At 61.1% G+C, this 20,400-nt stretch carries 16 protein-coding genes; 10 read left to right on the top strand and 6 right to left on the bottom strand.

Going from position 1 to position 20,400, the window contains the following annotated elements; genetic code table 11:
• The 3 genes from YH3_RS12645 to YH3_RS12655 all read right to left on the bottom strand — a co-directional run.
• On the bottom strand, window positions 1-572 hold a 572-nt coding region (locus tag YH3_RS12645; protein WP_154100295.1), incomplete at its 3' end, for an ABC transporter substrate-binding protein.
• Window positions 573-632: 60 nt separating this feature from the next.
• Window positions 633-1,406 (bottom strand): ABC transporter ATP-binding protein, encoded by a 774-nt coding sequence (locus YH3_RS12650; RefSeq protein WP_037126877.1) that lies wholly within the window; start codon window positions 1,404-1,406, stop codon window positions 633-635.
• An 11-nt stretch (window positions 1,407-1,417) separates the two neighbouring features.
• The gene (locus YH3_RS12655; protein WP_064443518.1) at window positions 1,418-2,290 is read right to left on the bottom strand and encodes an ABC transporter permease; all 873 of its coding nucleotides are present in this window, start codon (window positions 2,288-2,290) and stop codon (window positions 1,418-1,420) included.
• 234 nt (window positions 2,291-2,524) lie between these two features.
• Here YH3_RS12655 and YH3_RS12660 point away from each other — a divergent pair, with 234 nt between their 5' ends.
• The 3 genes from YH3_RS12660 to YH3_RS12670 all read left to right on the top strand — a co-directional run bounded on the left by YH3_RS12660 (window position 2,525) and on the right by YH3_RS12670 (window position 5,385).
• On the top strand, window positions 2,525-3,415 hold the full coding sequence (locus YH3_RS12660; protein ID WP_030537156.1) for a LysR family transcriptional regulator: 891 nt from the start codon (window positions 2,525-2,527) through the stop codon (window positions 3,413-3,415).
• Window positions 3,412-4,338: a LysR family transcriptional regulator gene (locus YH3_RS12665; protein ID WP_030537157.1), complete on the top strand. Its 927-nt coding sequence runs from the start codon at window positions 3,412-3,414 to the stop codon at window positions 4,336-4,338. Before YH3_RS12660 ends, YH3_RS12665 begins: the two co-directional genes overlap by 4 nt.
• Window positions 4,339-4,524: 186 nt before the next feature.
• Complete coding sequence (locus YH3_RS12670; RefSeq protein ID WP_030537158.1) at window positions 4,525-5,385, top strand: acetylxylan esterase; 861 nt, start codon at window positions 4,525-4,527, stop codon at window positions 5,383-5,385.
• 60 nt (window positions 5,386-5,445) lie between these two features.
• On the opposite strand, the gene YH3_RS12675 is transcribed toward YH3_RS12670, so the two are convergent.
• Entirely contained in the window at window positions 5,446-5,934 is a 489-nt protein-coding gene (locus tag YH3_RS12675; protein WP_030537159.1) for a hypothetical protein, read from the bottom strand.
• Window positions 5,935-6,001: 67 nt separating this feature from the next.
• The gene (locus YH3_RS12680; RefSeq protein ID WP_047272478.1) at window positions 6,002-6,901 is read right to left on the bottom strand and encodes a LysR family transcriptional regulator; all 900 of its coding nucleotides are present in this window, start codon (window positions 6,899-6,901) and stop codon (window positions 6,002-6,004) included.
• A gap of 119 nt (window positions 6,902-7,020) precedes the next feature.
• Here YH3_RS12680 and YH3_RS12685 point away from each other — a divergent pair, with 119 nt between their 5' ends.
• Window positions 7,021-8,247, top strand: coding sequence for an MFS transporter (locus tag YH3_RS12685; RefSeq protein WP_064443519.1), 1,227 nt, complete (start codon window positions 7,021-7,023; stop codon window positions 8,245-8,247).
• 39 nt (window positions 8,248-8,286) lie between these two features.
• Complete coding sequence (locus YH3_RS12690; RefSeq protein WP_064443520.1) at window positions 8,287-9,750, top strand: amidase; 1,464 nt, start codon at window positions 8,287-8,289, stop codon at window positions 9,748-9,750.
• Between the two features lies 1 nt (window position 9,751).
• Here the strand turns inward: YH3_RS12690 and YH3_RS12695 are convergent, their stop codons facing one another.
• The gene (locus YH3_RS12695) at window positions 9,752-10,168 is read right to left on the bottom strand and encodes a VOC family protein (RefSeq protein ID WP_003943122.1); all 417 of its coding nucleotides are present in this window, start codon (window positions 10,166-10,168) and stop codon (window positions 9,752-9,754) included.
• A gap of 323 nt (window positions 10,169-10,491) precedes the next feature.
• Here YH3_RS12695 and YH3_RS12700 point away from each other — a divergent pair, with 323 nt between their 5' ends.
• The 5 genes from YH3_RS12700 to YH3_RS12720 are packed head-to-tail and all read left to right on the top strand — an operon-like array spanning window position 10,492 to window position 20,258.
• Window positions 10,492-13,830 carry a DUF4132 domain-containing protein gene (locus YH3_RS12700; protein WP_193777161.1) on the top strand — a complete coding sequence of 1,113 codons (3,339 nt, stop codon included), beginning with the start codon at window positions 10,492-10,494 and terminating at the stop codon, window positions 13,828-13,830.
• A complete protein-coding gene (locus YH3_RS12705; protein WP_003943024.1) occupies window positions 13,827-14,915 on the top strand; it encodes an AAA family ATPase in 1,089 nt (362 codons plus the stop codon). Before YH3_RS12700 ends, YH3_RS12705 begins: the two co-directional genes overlap by 4 nt.
• Window positions 14,870-17,122, top strand: a complete 2,253-nt coding sequence (locus YH3_RS12710; RefSeq protein WP_154100296.1) for a DUF5682 family protein — start codon at window positions 14,870-14,872, stop codon at window positions 17,120-17,122. Before YH3_RS12705 ends, YH3_RS12710 begins: the two co-directional genes overlap by 46 nt.
• On the top strand, window positions 17,119-18,336 hold the full coding sequence (locus YH3_RS12715; protein ID WP_003943008.1) for a VWA domain-containing protein: 1,218 nt from the start codon (window positions 17,119-17,121) through the stop codon (window positions 18,334-18,336). The genes YH3_RS12710 and YH3_RS12715 overlap by 4 nt, the downstream gene beginning before the upstream one ends.
• Window positions 18,333-20,258: a hypothetical protein gene (locus YH3_RS12720; protein WP_064443522.1), complete on the top strand. Its 1,926-nt coding sequence runs from the start codon at window positions 18,333-18,335 to the stop codon at window positions 20,256-20,258. The genes YH3_RS12715 and YH3_RS12720 overlap by 4 nt, the downstream gene beginning before the upstream one ends.
• Window positions 20,259-20,400 lie beyond the last annotated feature (142 nt).

Here is a 20,400-nt window from a genome sequence, read left to right on the forward strand (position 1 = left end):
CCTCTCGTGCTCGCGGCTTGACTGTTAACTTCCTGAGATGTCTTTCGTGCGAGTGGTATCTGACTCGCGGTGGGTGCCGCTGCGATGAATTGCACCGTGGAGGCGTCGATGTTTCGTTCTGCGAGAAGCTGATTGACGAATTGCTCGGCCGCGCCGCCACGTGACGGTATGGCGATCCGCTTGCCGGGCAAATCCTCGATGGTGGTGATGCCGCTGTCTTTCGTCACGGCGATGGCAAGATCGATCGACCCGTAGGGGGACAGTGGCCGCAGACTCTGCCCTTGCTCTATGGCCGGCACGACGGTTCCGGGTGCACCGACCGCGAGATCGGTTGTGCCGCCGATGAGACCGCTGATGAGTTCGGGCCCGTTCTTTCCGTCGATGAGCTCGACGTGGAGGCCTTCCTTGTCGAACATTCCTTGTTGGACAGCGACGTAGACAGGCAGGGACAAAGCACTCGCAGGGTAGACCCCGATGGCGACGCTACCGTCGTTCGGACGCCCTCCCCCTCCACACGCGGAAAGCAGTAGGGCCGCTGCAATGACTGTGCCGACAAAAGGTCGAAGTTTCATGGGATTCCTGTTCCTTGATGGTTGGGCGCATCAGAAATCAAGCTGAGTTGGCTGGGCACATCAGTGGTCGAGCTGACCACGCAGCCGGTTGAAGATTTCGATGTATCGAGGTTCGGCGGTGAGGGTTTCGAGTTCGCGGGGGCGTTCGATGTCAATGCTGACGTCGTCGATCACCCGGCCGGCCCCGAGCAGCAGAACGCGGTCGGAGAGACAGATGGCTTCGCCGAGGTCGTGGGTTACGAAGATGACCGTCCGGCCTACCTGGGATTGCCAAAGCTCGAGGAATTCTCGCTGTACTTCGACTCGGGTTTGCGCATCGAGGGCGGCAAAGGGTTCGTCCATCAACAAGATGTCCGGATCCAGTGCCCACGTTCGGGCCAACGCGACACGCTGGCGCATCCCTTGGGAGAGTTGCCAAGTCCACAGCCGTGACGCCTCGGACATTTGAACGGCTGCAAGCCAGCGCGCTGATTGAGTTCGTCTCTCCGCCTTGGGTACTCCCCTCAATTCGAGACCGTACTCCACGTTCTTCTGCGCTGTTCGCCACGGGAACAGCGCATCTCGGGCCATCATGAAGCCCATCCGAGAACGAGCGTCGAATGGTGTTGTGCCGAGGACCTCAGTCTTCCCTTCTGTTGCGTCCACCAATCCAGCGAGCGCGTTGAGCAGAGTGGTCTTTCCGCAACCGCTCCTGCCGACCAAGCTCACGAACTGTCCGCGAGGGATGGTGAGGTCGAGATTGTCGACCACAGTTTTCGTCGACCCGTCGGGTGAGGGGAAGGATATCGTCAGTCCGTCGAGTTGTACGGCGGGTGTAATCACGTTGGTATCCATGATGATTCCTGTCATTGTCGAGCCGGCGGCTGCCACCGAAGGAGGTAGCGCTCGGCGAAGTTCATGACCTGGTTGAGGACGACTGCGACGATTGCGAGAAGTATGAGGATCGCGTAGACCGCTTCCATCCGGAACTGGGCCGAGTAGATCGACACAAGCTGGCCCAGCCCGTCCCGTGACGAGATCAGTTCCGAACCGACAACGCCAAGTAGCGAATAGATCAGCCCCAACCGAAGACCGGCAAAAATGCCAGGTGTTGCGACGGGGAGGAGGATGTGCCAGAACACCTGTGTCTTACTGGCATTCAGGACAGTGGATAGTCGGAGCCATTCGTCGTCCACCGACTTCACACCGGCTCGTGCACTCGAGCAGACGATGAAGAAGACGAGTGTGAACGCGAGAGCGACCTTCGCCGTCATCGTGATCCCGAAGATGACGATAAGCAGAGGCGCCAGCGCAAGACGTGGCATGGCATTCGCCGCATCCAGGAACGGACTCATGATGCGTTCGAGGGTCGGAAGCAGTCCGAGAGAGAGTCCGACCGCCACCCCGACTGCGCTAGCGAGGATCCACGCGATCACGACGGCAGTCATCGTGGCACGCAAGTTCGACGAAATCTCGCCCGACTGCACCGCTGCGGTGAAGTAGGCCCAGGCCTCGCCTGGCGTTTTGGCCAGAACTGGCTCGATCCAACCGTGCGATGCGACGAGCTGCCACGCTCCGAGTAGGACCAGAAGCAGCGCGACCTGGGCCAGTCGTACCCCGATGGTGAGTCGCGTACCGGATCGACGCTGTCGAGCGGGCTTCGGCTCAGAGCGCGCCCGCCTCACGGAACGGGGTGACGTAGCACCGGATGGCGAACTTGCGGTGATGGTTTCGGTCATTTCGGCGCCTCCTCCGTAGTGCTCGCAGGCGGCGATAGGTGCTCGACAAAAGCAGACGGGTGCCTCTGGTCGAAGCTCCCCGGGTTGTTGCTCACTGCGTTCATATGTGAAGCAGATCACGGGATTCTTCTTCCCGTCTACGCCACATTCGAGAGGTATGCCATAGGGTTTCCCTATGTCTGACGGGCGCAAAATCGGGCGCGCGCGAGGACTGCCAGGAGAAGGGAACCCCGAATGGACCGGCGTCATCTGGAATACTTTCTCGCCCTTGCTGATCGGGGCAGCATTTCCGCTGCGGCTCGCGGACTGGGGGTCAGCCAGCCGACGATCTCGGAGGCTCTGGCCAGGATGGAGAAAGAGTGCGGCCTGACGCTCGTCCGCCGTGGCTCGCGGGGAGTCACCCTGACCGACGCTGGACGCGATCTCACAGGTCCGGCGGCCCAAGTACTTCGGGCATACCGGGATTTGGATCACGCTTTGCATCCATTGAACGTCGTGCAGCGGGGTCGGCTGACGGTCGTGTGTCCGCGAACACTGGCGCGTGATCCAGCGGCCACGGCCCTGGGTGCGTTCAAAAGCAAGTTTCCGAACGTTGCGGTGACGATGCTCAGCAACGACACCGACGGAATCGGAACGGTGGTCGCCTCGGGTCAGGCTGATATCGGCCTCGGGGTGGACGAGGTGTTCGACGAGGGTGTTGAACGTATCCTTCTCGGCAGGCAACAAATCGTTGCGCTGGTGCCCGCCGCACGAAGTGAAGGCGAGGGGGTAGCGACGTTGACGGATCTGTTGCGAATCGGATTGATCACCAGCCCGCGTGACGATGTCACTCGGCGACTGTTGGCGGAACGCCTGGGCGAAGGCACTGTGGACGAGGCGGTGGTTGCGGAGACTATCTCTGTGGCCTCGATGATCCCACTGGTACGCGCGGGAGTCGGCGTCGCCTTCCTTCCCGAATCTGTCGCCGATACAGTCGGAGAAGGTGTGGTGCTGTGTCGTACTCGGCCCCCACTCACTCGTGATATTTGGATGTTCCACGGTTCGACGCCATCGCCTGCGGCACAAGCGTTTATCGAGACGACCAGCCGATTACGTGACGAAGGTGGGATGGGGAACGCTGGATGAGCAACTTCGGAGAGTCCGCAACCCCGCGAATCGATCCGCGGCAGCTACAAGACTTCCTTGCCGTCGTCGAACACGGCAGTATCACGGCGGCAGCGGCAAATCAGTTCACGGGAACATCGAGCGTCTCTCAATCAATTGCGCGGCTCGAAAGACGCGTCGGAGGACGGCTTTTCAATCGAGGCCGGACCGGCGCGACGCTGACGGCGCGCGGACGGAATCTCATCGATCCAGCACGCGAAGCGCTGGCCGCGCTCGACCGATTAGTGGTCGACAGCGAGTCCTTACTGCCAGCAGTCCCCCGCCTCAGTGTTGCCACGACAGCGAGCCTTGCGGACGATCCCGCAGCGGTACTGCTCGGAGCGCTGCGCACGGAGGTGCCGAACCTGAGGATCACTATCTCGGATCCGCCTGGGTCATCCGTGGCCGATGCGATTCACCCGGTCATGGCAGGCACCGCTGACGTGGCAATAATGGAGTCGCCGCCCACCGGTGTTCCCGGGACGCGCACGGTGCGCCTTCCGGACCACAAGTTGCGGCTCGTCTGCCCGCCCGGTACCCCGTCACCGGTGGACGGGGTATTCATCGGCGAAGATCTCATGCGCATCGGCTTGGTTGTCGCACCACGGTTCGAAACTTCCGATGTCTATCGCCATCTGCGGTCGATCGAACCGCGAATCGACCACGCATTCATGATGAGGTCACAGCACCGCGATGCCTTCGCGGATTTCGCGTACGAAGGGATCGGTGCTGTCATCCTCGAACTCTCCAGTGCCGAGCGAGCATCCGAACGCGGGTGCACTGTGGGCGAGATATTCGAACTGCCCCCACGGAAGATCGCAGCCGTGGCAAGGGACGGCCAGAACACGCAGATCGTCGAACATTTCCTACGGCTGTGTGCCGAGCAATCCGCGCGGAAGCCGTAGGCCGAGGCGATCTCGACCTTGCGCTCTGGGTATTCGCGTCGCCCGGGCATCCACCGAGAACGATGATTTTGTCCACAGACACAACACTTCTGGGATAGTCCGTTTCCTGAAACAAAGCCGACGGGTTGCCTTCCCGTGAATATGTAATACACGTCACTCCGGATCAACTTCGAAAGGTTGACTTTCATGCGAAAGTCTCTGAAACATTTCGTGAATGCTGCAGCGGCGGTTGCGTTGTGCGCGACGCTAGGACTCACGGGCGCAACCGGAACAGCGGCTGCCGATGCGCCCGGCATCCCGAGCGTCGGGCACGATTGGGCGAGTGCAGGGCCGTACACGCCGAACGTCTCGATCGGGCTGGTGCACACTCTGTACTACCCGCGCCAGCTCGGCGCGCGCGGCGAGAAGCACCCTGTTGTGATCTGGGGGAACGGGACCGGTGTGCTCCCCGGTGCGTACACCTCCTTGCTCCGCCACTACGCCAGCCACGGATTCATCGTGGTCGCCGCCAATACACCGGCAAGCAACTTCGCCATCACCATGCGGTCGGGAATCGACCTCATCGCGGACAAAGCGGCCAACCCGTCGAGTGTCTTCTACGGCAAAGTCGACCTGGAACACATTGGTGCGGTGGGGCACTCGCAGGGCGGGTCTGCGGCGATCAACGCGGCGATCGACGACCGCGTCGACACTGCCGTCGCGATCCAACCAGGCCCGCTCAATGATGTCGATCTCATCGACGAGCCGGTTCTCTATCTGGCCGGCCAGGCCGACGCAATCGTTTGGCCGGCGATCGTGCGGGCGATGTACGAGGACGCAGACCACGTGCCTGCCGAGTATCTGGAACTGCGCGGCGCCACGCACTTCGGTACGGCGATCAACGGCGGCGATATGCGCGGGCCGAGCACGGCGTGGCTGCGGTACTGGCTACTCGACGATCCGAACGCTCGCACCGAGTTCTTCGGAGCGAGCTGTGGATACTGCACTGACACCCAGCAGTTCTCCGACTTCGACCGCAACGATCTGGCCCGGCAGATCCCGGGCTGACGGTAAGTCGGGAGTCGAAGACGAACGACCTGTCTGTTCAGATCGGCGGAGTTGCGAAGCTCAAATGACGACGTAGCCGTACATTCGTTCGCCCTGAGCCACAGCTCTGGTCGCTAGTTCGACGAAGGCGGTCAGGAACGGCACTGAGTCCTCCGACGGTTCACTGGTCTCGTCGATCGCCCAGGCGGCCGCAGCGGCCGCGACGCCTTCTGCGTTCAATTCCGCTAGTGCATCACGCAATTCGTCGGTAACCGTGAGCACGAGGGTGTCGCCGTCGTCGCTCATCGCGACGAGTTTCCCGCAGCGTGGACCTTTTGCAACTTCGTCGTAGGGGCGAGCGGTGAGGGCTGCTTCCAGTCGGCCGAGCGCGACAACTGGATCGACGCCTTTCGCCTGCAGAACTGGAGTCCCACTCGCAGCCAACTGGATCCGCGGGCGAGAAGCTGCGTTCGCCTCCATCACCTCTGGTTCCAAGTCGACGAGTCCCTCGAGGGCAGAGGTGGCATGTTCATCCGTGCGCGCGGTGAAGTAGTCGGTGATCGCAGACATGGCGCGATCATCTCACACACGATGCATCTCAACGCCCCGGACTCCTTCCGCGACTTACTGATCGACGTCAGGAGGGACAGGTGTGTGCTTCCTCGATTGCTTTCGCGAAAGCGCGAAGTCGTGGGCTTTCGAGATCGGTACGCCACACGAGACCCAAAGCAGATTCGGGTAATCCGTTGATCGGTACGAATGTGATGTCCGAGCGCTGGCTGTATGCAGCGGTTGCAGCGCAGAGGATGAGGCCGACCTGACTGAATGCGACCTGCGATAGGCCTTCCTGAACGGTGCTCGCCCCACCCTGCGTGGGAATCGTGGCTCCGCCCGGCGTCGTGCTCGGGGAATTCACACGCTGCCAATAGTCGGGGGCGGGGCCGGTGATGGGTACCAGGCAGATCTGCGCCAACTGCTCGGCGTCGATCACGCCCAGTTCGCTGAACGGGTGATGGACTGAGACGGCGAGGGTCTGGGGCTGTCGAGAAAAGACGAGCCCGGTTGTCAGTTCCGGCTCATCTACGGGGAGAAGGACCACTGCCGCATCGATTCGCCCGGCGAGTACATCACTGAACGGATCACCCAGGGGTAATTCTTTGATGGTCACGCATGTTTGCGGATGTTGTATTTCGAAACGAGAGACAGCAGCCGCGATCGAATCGTAAATTGCTCCTTGGAAACCCACCCGAAGCGGCGCCGGCATGTTCCGTGCTCTTGACTGAGCGTCCTCGATTACTCCGACAAGCGCACGATGCGCGGGAGCCAACGACGCAAGAAAATCGGCACCGAATTCAGTCAGGTGCACGCGGCGACTGGTCCGCGCCACCAGGCTGGTGCCGATACGACGCTCCAACGCGCTGATCAGCTGACTCACTCGGCTCTGGGAGATGAACAGCCGCTCGCCGGTGCGACCGAAGTGCAGTTCTTCAGCGAGAACGAGGAAGCACTCGATCTCACGCATCGGGGGCTCCGACATTTTCACTCCGACCCTGGACTCATTCGACCACTCCATCATGGCTCATCGATGAATTGAGCTAATGGTTGGATGAGCGATTCGCCGTTGATCCATCGGCGTGCAGGAGCTTCTCTGGTTACATGCCCCACTCCGCATCTGCACAGAACAGCCCTGCGTCCACGTCCTCAACCCACGCACACACCATTGAGAACCACTGGGCTGCGGTCGCGCTGATCGCAGCGTCCACCTTCATCGTTGTCGCGGCAGAGATGATGCCGGTCGGGCTACTCACCCCGATCGGTGCTGCTCTGGTGGAAAGTGAAGGGACCATCGGGCTCTCACTGGCCATTACCGGATTGGTGGCAGCGGCCACTGCCCCGTTTGTGCCCATCGTGACCCGGCGCTTCGATCGTCGGTCGACGCTTATCGTTCTGATGCTTGTAGTCGCCGCGGCGAACGCCCTCACGGCCCTTGCTCCGAGCTTCGTTTTCCTCGCTGTGGCTCGCGTCCTTCTAGGCGTGAGCATGGGTGGAGTCTGGGCACTCGCAGCTAGTCTGGCACCCAAATTGGTGGGTTCCAGATCCGTCGGGTTGGCGACCACGATCATCTTCAGCGGAATCGCTGTTGCCTCAGTTCTTGGTGTCCCTGCGGGGACGTATATCGGGGCAGTCGCCGGATGGAGCGTGGCGTTCTGGACTCTCAGCTGCGCGGCGACGCTGATCGCGATCGCCATGATCGCTGTCCTACCCACGATGCCAGCTGATCGGGCCTTGTCGCTCGGGAGTCTCGTGGCGGCCTTTCGGAACCCAGGAGTCCGGGTCGGATTCGCGATTACCGCGCTCATCGTCACCGCTCATTTCGCGGCGTACACCTATGTGCGTCCGGGGCTGGAGTTCTTCGCGGGGTTGAACGCTTCGCAGGTCGGCACAATGCTCCTGATCTACGGTGCATTCGGTGTCGTCGGCAACTTCATCGCCGGGCCGTCCGCTGCAAAGTCCCCGAAGGCGGTGGTCGTCAGCCTCAGCGTGGGAATAGCGGTCACACTCGCCCTGTTTCCGATCTCGGCTACCACCTTGATCGCAGCTGCTCTGCTCATGGCGGCTTGGGGCCTCTTCTACGGTGGTGCATCGGTGAGTACTCAAACATGGATTGCACAAGCAGCTCCCGTTCACCGCGAGGCCGCTTCTGCTCTATGGGTTGCAGTCTTCAATGCAAGCATCGCGCTCGGTGCGTTCGCGGGCGGACGCATTCACGACCACTCCGGTTCCGAAACGGTCTTCTGGACAGCCGCGGGAATCGCAACTCTCGCAATGCTGCTCGCGACATTCCGCAATCCCGTCGTGGCAAAGCATGAACTGACAACCTAGCCGCCTACACAAAACCTTCATAGAGGCAGGACAACAGATATGCACCAGATACCCGCTTCGGCATTCATGGATGTGGCCGAGTTGCTCGAACGCTATCGGGACAAATCGCTTTCTCCGGTGGACGTGCTCGAGTCCACCATCGAACGTATCGAGGCGCTCAACCCGACCTTGAACGCATTGGGACACACTTTCTTCGATACTGCACGAGCACAAGCGAAGTCAGCGGAACGCCACTACGCCCGCGGCTCGGATGTCAGCCTTCCGCTCGCCGGTGTTCCCGTTGTGGTGAAAGAGGATGAACCGGTGCAAGGACAACCCTGGACTCAAGGGTCCAAGGTCTATGAGGATGTGATCGCCACTCACACTTCCACTTTCGTGCAGCGAATCATCGACGCCGGTGCGATCGTCCACGCGCGATCGACGGCGCCCGAATTCTCCTCGGCCGCGTTCACACAGTCCGAGTTGTGGGGCGTCACTCGCAATCCGTGGAACACGAAATACTCCTCCGGCGGGTCTTCCGGTGGATCGGCAGTCGCACTTGCCACGGGGATGACGCACTTGGCTACCGGTTCCGATGTTGCAGGATCGATCCGAACTCCGTCGTCGTTCAACGGAATTGTCGGGTTCAAGCCACCACACGGCCGTGTCCCGGTCGATCCTCCCTTCAATCTCGATCGCTACTGCCACTGCGGTCCGATGGCGCGCACCGTAAGTGATTGCCTCACACTGCAGTCGGTCATCGCGGGACCGAGCTCCACTGACATTGCCTCGCATGTGCCGGCATCGCCGCTGCCCGGCCTCGCAACGCATTCGTTGACAGGAATGCGTATCGCCGTGATCCCCGCGTTGGGTGACTGGCCGGTTGATCCGGACGTTGCCGCCAACACCGCCAAGTTGGTGGACACCCTCACTGCGCTGGGCGCACGCGCGGAGATCATCGAAGTCGACTTGTCACGCGCTGCAATCATGCGTGCGGCCGCCATTCACTACGACCACGTGTTCGGTGCTTCGATCTCTGCCGAAGCGTCCGCGCACCCCGACAAGGTCACGGAGTACGCGAAGGAACTCGCGCGATGGGCACGTCGCACTCGTGGTGATGCGACTTTCCTCGACGGACTCGCGATCGAAACCGAACTGTATTCGTCGATCGGATCCCTGTTCGACACCTATGACGCGTTGATTACTCCGGCAGTGGCGACGGAGGGCTTTCTTGCCGGCGACGACTACGTGGGGCACGGAATCAATGTGGCTGGAACAGAATTGGAGTTCTACCTCGAGGCTGTACCGGCCATCACCTTCAACATCCTGAGTAGCTGCCCGGTGCTGACAATCCCCACAGGTTTCGCTCGGAACGGAATCCCCACGGGCACACAGATAGTTACGCGACCGTACGACGACCAGACGGCCTTTGCGATTGGGCTCGCCCTCGAGAAGGTCCTGCCGTATCCCGGCAATCACCCGGATTGTCATGCCTTCTCGCGAGAATTTCGGGCAGGCGGGTGAATCACGCCACGCAGAATTCGTTGCCCTCGGGATCGGCCATGATCACATGGTGACCCTCGAATCTTTCCAATTCTGATGCGCCCGCGCGTAGTAGCCGTTCGACCTCGCGAAGGATTGTCGCCCACTTCTGAGTCGGGGTTCCGTCTCCGGATACCCGGAGATCGAGATGTAATCGGTTCTTGGCCACCTTGGATTCAGGAACCTGTAGAAGGCAGAGGCGAGGAGCCACTCCGAGCGGGTGGTGCAACCAAGCTCCGCCCATCCCGTCGTCTTCGTCGTCGAAAGTGGCAAGCCACTCCTCGCGAGTCGAAAAAGGCTGCGGTGGTGGCTCATCGACGTATCCAGCGGCTATCTTCCAAAACGTAGCCAAGCGGTCAGGGTCTGTGCAATCCATCGTCAGATCGACGCGAGTGAGCATCTGTCGATGTTAATGCCCAAGGCAATCGAGTGCCGGGAGGGAGGAAGCTTGCGGCATTCTTCGGAACCAAGCTGCTCGCCGCTATTTCCGCGTGCGACGTGGGCAGTCCACCGGTCCGTCGGCTGCTCGATTGTCAGCAGCAGCAGATACTCGACCAGTCGCTTGTAGCGTCGATCCCGTATTGGGCCCTGTGCCAATGTGCAGGAGGACGTCACCGCAACCGCTGTCGGGGGCCGCGTTCGGGAATGTCGAACAAGCCGATCGTTCGGATCGCTATCATTCTGGCTACGCCCGCCGACCGGGCCGGGATCTCGAGGAGACGCGTGAACCACACCACGACCGAATCTACTGCCGTGCCGCCCGCGTCATGGTTGCCGATGAAGTACCCCCGGCGCGGCGGTTTTGCCGCCGACGTGGCACCTGTCGATCCCGCAGCCGGTGCCGAACTCGACCGACAATTCGACAGCGACGACCAGTTTCGCGAATTCAGTTCGGCGTATTTGGTCAATGATCCTGATCCTGACGAGCTCACCCTCGCCGCCCGGAAGTATCAAGCCGGTGAGATCTCCGCTGTCGGTGCAGCTGCTTTGTACTGCATACTCGGCCGCTACGCAGATAATGACCGGCAACAATCGACAGTTCTCTTGGACGGGTTGGTGGCACGGCACGGGTTGGTCTTCGCGGTCGAAGCACTCTTGGAATGGGCCGACCTGCGGTTCGTTCATGTTTCGGTGCCTGTGTCAGAGCTGGGACCCGACGCGGTAATTGTAGTGGCGAACATCGGCGGTGAGTCGCCAGCTGCGGGATACAAGATGCCTGAGTATGTACTGCGCGAGCAGCTCGGGCGGACGGACGAACCTGATGCGCAAGTGGTCCGAGAGCACATGCTCGACCGTATGCGCGGCCTGTTGGCGACAGCCTCTGACGAGGACTACGCCGCAGCCCGAGAGGTGGCGTCGTCGATGCGCACCAACAGCACCCGCCGTTTGACGGCGTCGTACATCTTTCCGACCGAGGAAGGGTGGTCGGAAGAACTCATCATGGGAATGCGCGCTCGGTGGTATCACTGGAACACTCAGCTGACGGTTTCGTCGAACACGGTGCAGCAGCTCGAACGGGTGACCGACTCACACGCAATGCGCAGTTGGCTCGAGGACGAGGCGATGATTGCCGCAGTAGTTGACGGCATAGGTGCAGGTCTTACCGGACTGTTGGTCGATGCGTTCGACAAACCAAACCAGTACGGACACATGAGGGACGAGGCGACACTGCTCCGAATCCTCTGGGCGCTCTCGGCGATACCCACCGACGAAGCGTTCACTGCTCTGGTTGAACGTCGCCACGTGAAGAGTGCGTTGCCCGCGGTCCTACACGCAATGCAACATTACCCACGTCGAGCATTGAAGATATTGGCAGAGAGGGATATCGACCTGTTGGACCGTCACGTGCGGGCGAATCCCGACATCGCCGCCGAGCTGTCGCCTACACTTCCCGAGCCTGCACGGCGAAGGATCGCCGAATTGTCGACGCCGACGCCCGAGGCCACGGATCTTCCGCCCATTCTCGTCGCGCCGCCGTGGTCGAACAGAAAGAAAGCGCTCGACGTCGCGGTGATCGGTGATCTCGTTGCTCCTGAAATCAGCCGAATAGTCTGGCTTCCAGGTGAACTCGAACAAATCAAGAACACTCCGAGCGACTACTCCTACACCACGTGGGAAAATTACAAACAGTATGTGCAGGATGTATCACCGCGTTCCACCCATGACTGGAACACCTGGGTGATTTTTCTACTGGCCCCAGACGAAATCGCGCGCCCGTTCCTGACGGACTGGCCCGGAACCTCGCTCAAGGATCCACTTCGGGTTGTCGCTCGCTACGAACTCGATGCGCTGCCGCTGATGCTTCGCTTCACGCGCGCTCATCCAGGTGCCGCGGCGCCATACTTGATGCCATATGTCGATATCGATGTCGCGCGCGTGCATGCGACGATGTTCGCCACCAGGAAGAATCTCCGCAAACCTGCGATGGCGTGGCTGGTTCGACACGCTGAAGATGCAGTGGCACTACTCGTTCCAGACGCAGTGGGTCCGGCAGGTGCTCAACGTGATCATGCTGCCGCCGCCCTGCGTGCGCTCGCCAGAACAACCTCGCGCGAGACAGTGGTCGACGGAGCGAACCGGTACGGCCCCGAAGCCGGGCAGGTAGTCGCCGGCATTGTCGATCTCGACCCGCTCGAGATGTTGCCCAAGCGGATACCGAAAACTCCGGTTTGGGTGGATGTCTCTTCACTTCCGCTGATTCTGAACGAGAATCGATCAGCCGCACTGCCGACGTCGGCGGTGTCGACGATCCTGACGATGTGCGCAATCGGAACCGCGGACGCTCCTTACGCCGGACTCGATGTAGTAACTGCGTATTGTGACCGATCGTCGCTCGCCGAGGCCGCGTGGGAACTATTCGAACGATGGTGGGGTGCCGGCGCTCCGTCGAAGGACAACTGGGTGATTCTTGCGCTGGGTTGGCTCGGCGACGATTCGACAGTGGCAAGATTGGCACCCCTCGTCAGACGGTGGCCAGGTGAGAATGGTGCAGCACGAGCACAACTCGGTCTCGATGCACTGGCTGCACATGGGTCAGCCCGCGCGTTGACAGAACTCGATCACATCTCCCGAAAAATGAAGTTCAAGTCGTTGAAGAACGGAGCGGCACAACGCGTCGCAGAGTTGGCCGACAGTCTCGGGCTCGATCGAGAACAGCTGGCCGACCGGATCGTTCCTGATCTCGATCTGACGCCGGACGGCACTATGAACTTCGACTACGGGACGCGGATGTTCACCGTTGGTTTCACGGAGGCTCTCGTGCCTTATGTGCTCGACGGAGGAGGTAAGAAGACGTCAGGACTGCCCAAACCCACCAGAAATGACGACGTTGTTCTCGCCGAGAGTGCGAAGAAGCGATTCACCGAGCTTAAGCGAGAAACGAAAGCTGTTGCTGCCGAGCAGATCAAACGCCTGAACCGTTCGATGGTTACCGGGCGCCGCTGGACTAGGACAGAATTCGACGACTTCGTGCTCGGCCATCCGCTGCTGATTCACGTTGCACGGCGACTGCTGTGGGCATCGTTCGATGACAGCGGTCTGCCTACAGTCGTGTTCCGGGTCGCGGAGGACAGTACCTTGGCCGACATCGACGACCAGACCGTCGAGCTACCTGAGGGCCGTATCGGGCTAGTACACCCCGCGCACATACCCGATACGGTGGGCGCGTGGTCCGACGTGTTCGCCGACTACGAAATCTTGCAGCCTTTCCCACAGTTGGGTCGTGCTGTCCACGATCCGCTACCCGATGACGTCGACGGGAGTGGACTGAGTCGATTCACCGGAGTAACCGCCAGCCCCAGTCAGGCACTGCGGTTGACGTACAGAGGATGGGAACCGGTGTGGGAGAACCCAGCTTCCTGGGGACAAGGCCTGCTGTACCAGCTCAGCGATGACGTGTCTGTTCTGTTGGGGTTGGAGCCCGGGATGGGGACGGGAGACCCTTACAACGGGTACCCCGATCAGAAGCTCGTTTCGGTGGAACTCCGTGGGGGGACTTTGAACGATGTCGATCGTGCGACGGTCTCCGAACTCATCGCAGACTTGGCAGGGTTCGCCTCGTGACTTCACGAGTCCAGCGCCCACCGGCTGAGGAGCGGTTTGCCGAGGAACTTGCGCGTTTGGCCGAAGAAGACACTGGGCCGCGACCACCGGGGTGGCGTCTAACCCTCACGTCGGCGCGGACGTTCGTCATGGGCGACGTCGAGCTGGGAATAGCGCCGAAATACGTAGGCAACGCATCGCTCGTCGAACGCTCACTCGTCACCTTGGCGACGACACGTGGATTGATGCTGGTCGGAGAACCTGGTACTGCCAAATCGCTACTGTCAGAGCTCATCGCCGCTGCCGTGAGCGGGGATTCGACCCTCACGATCCAGGGCGGTGCCGCCACGACCGAGGATCAGATCCGGTATTCGTGGAACTATGCACTGCTCGTCGCGGAAGGCCCCTCGACTCGATCGATGGTTCCAGCGCCGATGATGCGTGGAATGGCCGAGGGACGCGTCGTGCGGTTCGAGGAGGTCACGCGGTGTCCGCTCGAAGTGCAGGACACTCTGTTGTCGTTGCTGTCCGAACGGGTGCTGGCAGTCCCGGAACTTTCCGGAGACGACGCAATGGTCTATGCCCGTGAGGGTTTCAATGTGATCGCCACCGCAAACACCCGCGACCGTGGCGTCAACGAGATGAGCGCCGCACTCAAACGGCGCTTCAACTTCGAGACCGTGCACCCGATCGCCGATTTCGACACCGAAGTCGAACTCGTGCGAACAGAATCGGCGGCCTTGCTGCGTGCTTCCGGTGTAGCTGCAGAACAAGATCCGGCAGTGTCCGAGTTGTTGGTCACGCTGTTTCGTGACCTACGTACAGGATTCACCGCGAACGGATCGCCGGTCGAGCGACTGTCATCGGTGATGAGCACGGCTGAAGCGGTGTCCCTTGCGCATGCCACCGGTATTCGTGGGTGGTTCTTGCGAGGAGACGCCGGTACCGTCACCGACCTCGCCGAGTCCCTGGCCGGTACGGCGACGAAAGACAACAGTGAGGATGCTGCCCGGTTGCGCCGCTACGTCGAGAAAGTAGGGTCGCAGCGGACGAGTGCGGCATGGCAAGAGCTACGCCGGGCGCACGCACGTCTGACCGGACCGTGAGCGTCGCTGTGGTGGACGCTGGTCGCGACGTCGTGGTGATCGGGATTCGGCACCACAGCCCTGCGTGTGCTCGGATCGTGGCGGAGACCATTGAACGCCTGCAGCCGACGCATGTCTTGATCGAGGGACCCGCAGACTTCACCGATCGAATCGATGAACTGAGACTCGATCACAAGTTGCCGATCGCGCTGTACTCCCACGTGCGACGAGGAGCGCACACGCGCGTGACATGGGCTGCCTTCACCGATTGGTCTCCAGAATGGATCGCCCTTCGGTCGGCCTCCAAGGTGTCGGCGGAGGTTCGGTTGATCGATCTTCCCGCCTGGCACCCCGCTTTCGACGGGCCGCCGGACGAGTACAGTGTGGCTGCAACAGTATTGGCGGCCGGACTGGGACTGGACACGGTCGACGCGATGTGGGATCACGTCGTCGAGTCGCGCGCCGATACGCTCACTGTCGAGGAATTGACTGCCGTCCTCGACGACTACTTCGATGCGATCCGGGTCGGTGACGCCACAGTATCCGAGCGCGAACAGTACATGGCATCGTGGATACGGGCCGCTCGAGAGCGCCCCGGAAGCGGTGCGGTCGTTGTCGTCTGCGGCGGGCGTCATCGGCCGGCGATCATGTCCGAACTGGCTCGCGGTAGACCGACCGACGGATTCTGGCCCGCCGTTCCGACCGCGGGCCCTGATGTCGACATCGGCAGTTACCTGGTCCCCTATTCCTACAGTCGTCTCGACCTGGAATCCCCATGGTGGTACGAGAAGCTCTGGCAGAAAACGACATCGGCCGGGGAGGTTGCAGCCGCGGCGATCGTCCGTGATTTGCGATCCCGGAATCAACGCGTCTCGACAACGGATTTCATCGGATTCCGTACGCAGATCCTCGGACTCGCCGCTATCCGTGGTCACGCGCTGCCGACGCGACGAGATGTATTAGATGCTGCAGCAAGTACATTGGTGGGTGAGGCGTTGGCGTCGCCGCTGCCTTGGACACTCGCAGGGGAACCTCTGGGGCCCGAACCCGACCCCGTCATCTCGGCCTGTATGCGCACGATGCGAGGTGATCGGCGGGGCACGCTACACCCTGATTCACCGGTACCGGGATTGGTTTGTCACGTCGATATGCTCCTCGAGGAGTTCGACCTCTTGCCCGGCCCTGTTGCACTCGACTTGGCCGACGAGCGTAGTCGTCAGCGTAGTCGTGCACTACATCAGTTGCGTGTGCTGGGAGTGCCAGGATTCGAGCGAACTGCAGGTCCAGGCAGTGGTTCTGCAGTGGTGTCGACAGAACGGTGGATGATTGTCGACTCCGCAGACCGCCTCCCGGCGCTGGTCGAGGCTGCAGCCAAAGGCCATACTCTGGTAGAGGCAGCTGGGGCCACCCTGGAATCTTCGCTGACTTCGGCTGCGGCTGATGTCGAGCGTCTTGCACACATTCTGTTCGATGCAGTTCTTTGTGGACTCGACTCGGTGGCTGACCGAACCGAGTCGATCGCATCCGAATCATTGAAGGGCGTAGGAGATCTCGGGGGCACAGGCCTGCTGCTTCGAGCCGCTCTGGACCTGTGGCGGCACGACTCACTCTTCGGGAGCCGAGGGTCCACACTGCTCGGGGCGATAATTGATTCGGCGTCCTCGCAGGTCGTTGCGTTGGCGCACCGAGTTCGGGCCACGACCGGTGGCGCTGATCTCCTCCGGATATCAGCTCTCGCAGCGTTATCCGATGCGATGGAGTATGCGACGGAGATCCTCTCGACTGATCCGGCCGACGACCTGACCGCTCTGGCACGTGACAATGGTGCCGCGGTCGACATCAGGGGATCGGCCCTGGGAACGTCCTGGGATCGAATTCCCCCCGATGCAGCAGTCGACGCCGTTCGATTGATTCCTGCAGAACACCTCGGTGATTGGTTGTGCGGACTGTTCGGAGTAGCACGTGAGCGTTTTCTGGACGCGGAATCCAGCGACACAGTGTTGACCGCCGTCGATGAAATCGTGAGCAGACTGTCCGAACACGAGTTCCTGACAGCACTTCCCGCGCTACGGCAGTCCTTCGAATTCTTCCCTCCCCATGAACGCGACATCATCGCGCGCCGCCTGACAACGTCGACACCAGAGGCTGCAGTCGTGAACTCCCTGGATGTCGGAAGGCAGCTCGACGCCCGGGTGGACGACGCGCTTGCCCAGATCGGTATGCGATGAACATCGAACGATGGCGGCTGATTCTGGGTGATGCGTCGGCCGGAGTACTCGGTGATCCAACGGGCGATGCGGCTGAACGCGACGATGCGTTGGAGTGGCTGTACGGCCGTGACCCGGCTCGCAGCGCGCAGGGCGTTCGCGCTGGAACTTCCCGACTGCAGGGGACCGACTCCGTAACGACTGGAGACAACCCGGGTGGCGGAGATACGCCCGGTTCCCCGGGTGCGGTTCCGCCGAGTCGCAAGGATGGGCGGTATCGCCCCAATGGGCTCGGCGAAACGACGGTGACGGCCGTGGACTGGCTCGACGACATCCACCGTCTTTTTCCTCGCGAGACAGTTCATCGACTCGAACGCGACGCCGTGGAGAAATACGAAATCACCGAAGTGGTGACAGATTTGGAAGCGTTGCAGCGTATCGAGCCCAGCGTGACTCTGCTTCGAGCAGTGCTGCGTACCAAACACCTGATGGATCCCCGAGTTCTGGCGATGGCAAAAAAGGCTGTCGACAATGTCGTACGCGAGTTGATCGAGAGGCTCTCGGTGGACGTCCGCAGGACCTTCCACGGCAAACGTAGCCGACACAGAACAGCGTTTCGTAATTCGCGCAATTTCGACTTCGAGGCAACGGTTCGCGCCAATCTGCAGCATTGGTCACCGCAAACACGCAAGATTGCTATCGAAAAGCCTTTGTTCACTTCGCGAACTCGTCGGCACACGGATACGTGGACGTTGATTCTGTTGGTCGACCAGTCCGGATCGATGATCGACTCTGTCATCCACTCGGCGATCACCGCTGCATGTTTCTGGAATGTCCCCGGATTGAGGACTCACCTCATTGCATACGACACCAATGTCGTCGATCTCACGTCCGAGGTTCTCGACCCGGTCGAGCTCTTGATGAGCGTCCAATTGGGAGGCGGGAATGACGGTGCAAAGGCCGTCGATTATGCCGCGCAACTGGTGGATACGCCGCAACGAACGATTGTTGTCATCATCTCCGATCTGTACGAAAGTGCACCGGATCGGTTCGTCCGGAGCGTTGCCGGTCTCACGGACAATGGTGTGCGTGTCCTGGCGCTTGCTGCGCTCGACGATGCTGGTGACCCTGATTACGACCGTGAAATTGCCCGTCGCTTGACGCGACTGGGTGTGCACGTCGGTGCGATGACTCCCGGAGGGCTGGCCGAATTCGTGGCCGGTTGTATTCGATGACGTCCCGGCCTGATCTGGCTGCGCTCACCGACGATGCGCTTGCGCTGGTCGCCAATCGCGGGCTCGTCAAGCGAGCCGCGCGTATGTTCGCCGAGGAAACGCCTGAACTCTTGGTGACGAGCGAACGGATCCTCGTCAGGTACGGCGACGGTGTCGAAACCAGTCTTCCTGCCGGCATTCCATTCTCGGAAGCGTCGTGCACGTGTGGCGCAAGCTCGGTGTGCCGGCACCGTGTCGGTCTCGTTCTCGTTTATCGGGCGAATCACGGGTCGAGCTTCGATCACATAGACTGGACGCCAGGGGAATTCGATGACGAGGCGCTGGAGGCATTCCTCGGAGGGGCGGTACTGGCACGGGCGAATCGGACCAGGCTGCAGGGCTACCAGGCAACAGTGCATCGAGCTCGAGGTACAGATCCTGTTGTGCGAGTCGAACTCCCGCATTGCACGGTCCGGTTCTTGGTCCCACACGAACTGAGTCACGCCCATTCTTCGGCATCTGCGCACACGACGGCAGAAGCGATAGCACTTGCCGTGTGGGCGGTTCGGGCGGCGGACGAATCCGGAACCGACCATGTGCACGTGGGTCGGAGTTCAGTCGTGCGAGATGCTGATCGAAGTGCTCTGGCAAGGGCCTTGGCGCGGACGATCCTCGTGGACGGTCTGTCCACCACAACGGCGGTGCAACACGCCACTGCCGTCAGAGACACCCGCACCATTGAGGCAGGTTCCGCAATCTGGTTGGCCGATGCGTGCATAGAACTGACCGACCAGATCGAGGCCTATTCGATGCGGCATGCCGGGCACAGTCGCACACGAGTGGCGATGATCATCGCCGAGATTCATGCGAGGGTCGAACTCGGTGAATCGGTCGATTCATCGCTTGCCGGGACAGCACTGGGGACCGAGACTCCCGGTGAAACTCCGCTGCGTCGTTCACGTCTGATCAGCCTCGGCGCGAGGGTGACGGCGACTGGCGATTCGACTACCGCCGATATCTACTTCGCCGAACCAGATTCGGATGCAGTCTTTCTCATGAGTCACGATTGGTCGAGTGAATCCGACGAGGCACTCTCCGGGTATGCGATCTCGACTCGCCGAATTGCCGGTTCGACGGTCGCCGCTTTGGCTTCATCGACAGTGCTCACAGAATCAGCGGTTCGCCGTGCCAACCACAGAATCCGCCTCGGGCGTAAAGGGATCGGGCGGACTTCCATTCTCCCTCTCGGCGTCGACGCGTGGGAAAAATCGATTGACGTGGTGGACGATTACGCCGAGATGCATCGCCGGTTCATCGAGCGCCCGCCGTCGTTTGCCCGAGCCCGGCTGACTACCGATGGCGTCGGTGTGATGCGAGTAGATTCTGTAATCAGCACCGATTACGCTCCTGCAGAACAGATATGGACAATGCGGGTCGGAGATGGGCGTGGCAACCTGGCGCAGGTGAGCGTCGTACATCGAGCGCAAGCGCCCGGTGCAATCGACGCGATGGTCCGGGCAATGTCGGCCCGGCCGAGGGCCGTGAGCGGTCGGCTGACTGTCCGTGCCGGTGCGTTGTGGATGACACCATTCGCTGTTGCATGCGACCTCGGCGTCATCGTTCCCGATCTCGAAGAAGGCCTCGGCAGTGCGACGATGACTCGCGCAGTCACGACGGGCGGTGTGGACGCCATCGACAGTGCGCTGGAGGGAGCTCTATCCGTACTCGCGGACATCGCTCACCGCGGGCTGAGAAATGCGGCTGAGCCTACTATTTCTGCGCTTCGTCGTTGTGCAGCAGGGGTAGTCATGGTCGGTATGGATTCAACGGCGCGAGCCTTGGAGTGCGTAGCCGATGCGATTTCGTTCGGTGAGCTGGAGACGTCGGCAGATGCGTGGGTTCATGCTGTGATCCGGATCGTCACGGCCATCGAATCACGTTGAGACACCCGGCTTTGCAACCCTTCCAGTGATCAGCCTGCCTGCAGGCTTCAATTCTGACGGGCTGCCAATGGGTATACAGGTTCTGGCTCGCAGTCATGCCGATCTGGACCTGTTGCAACTCGCGCACGGCTTCGGCAGCGTT

The sequence above is a fragment of the Rhodococcus sp. YH3-3 genome (assembly GCF_001653035.1).
Taxonomy (GTDB): domain Bacteria; phylum Actinomycetota; class Actinomycetes; order Mycobacteriales; family Mycobacteriaceae; genus Rhodococcus_F; species Rhodococcus_F qingshengii.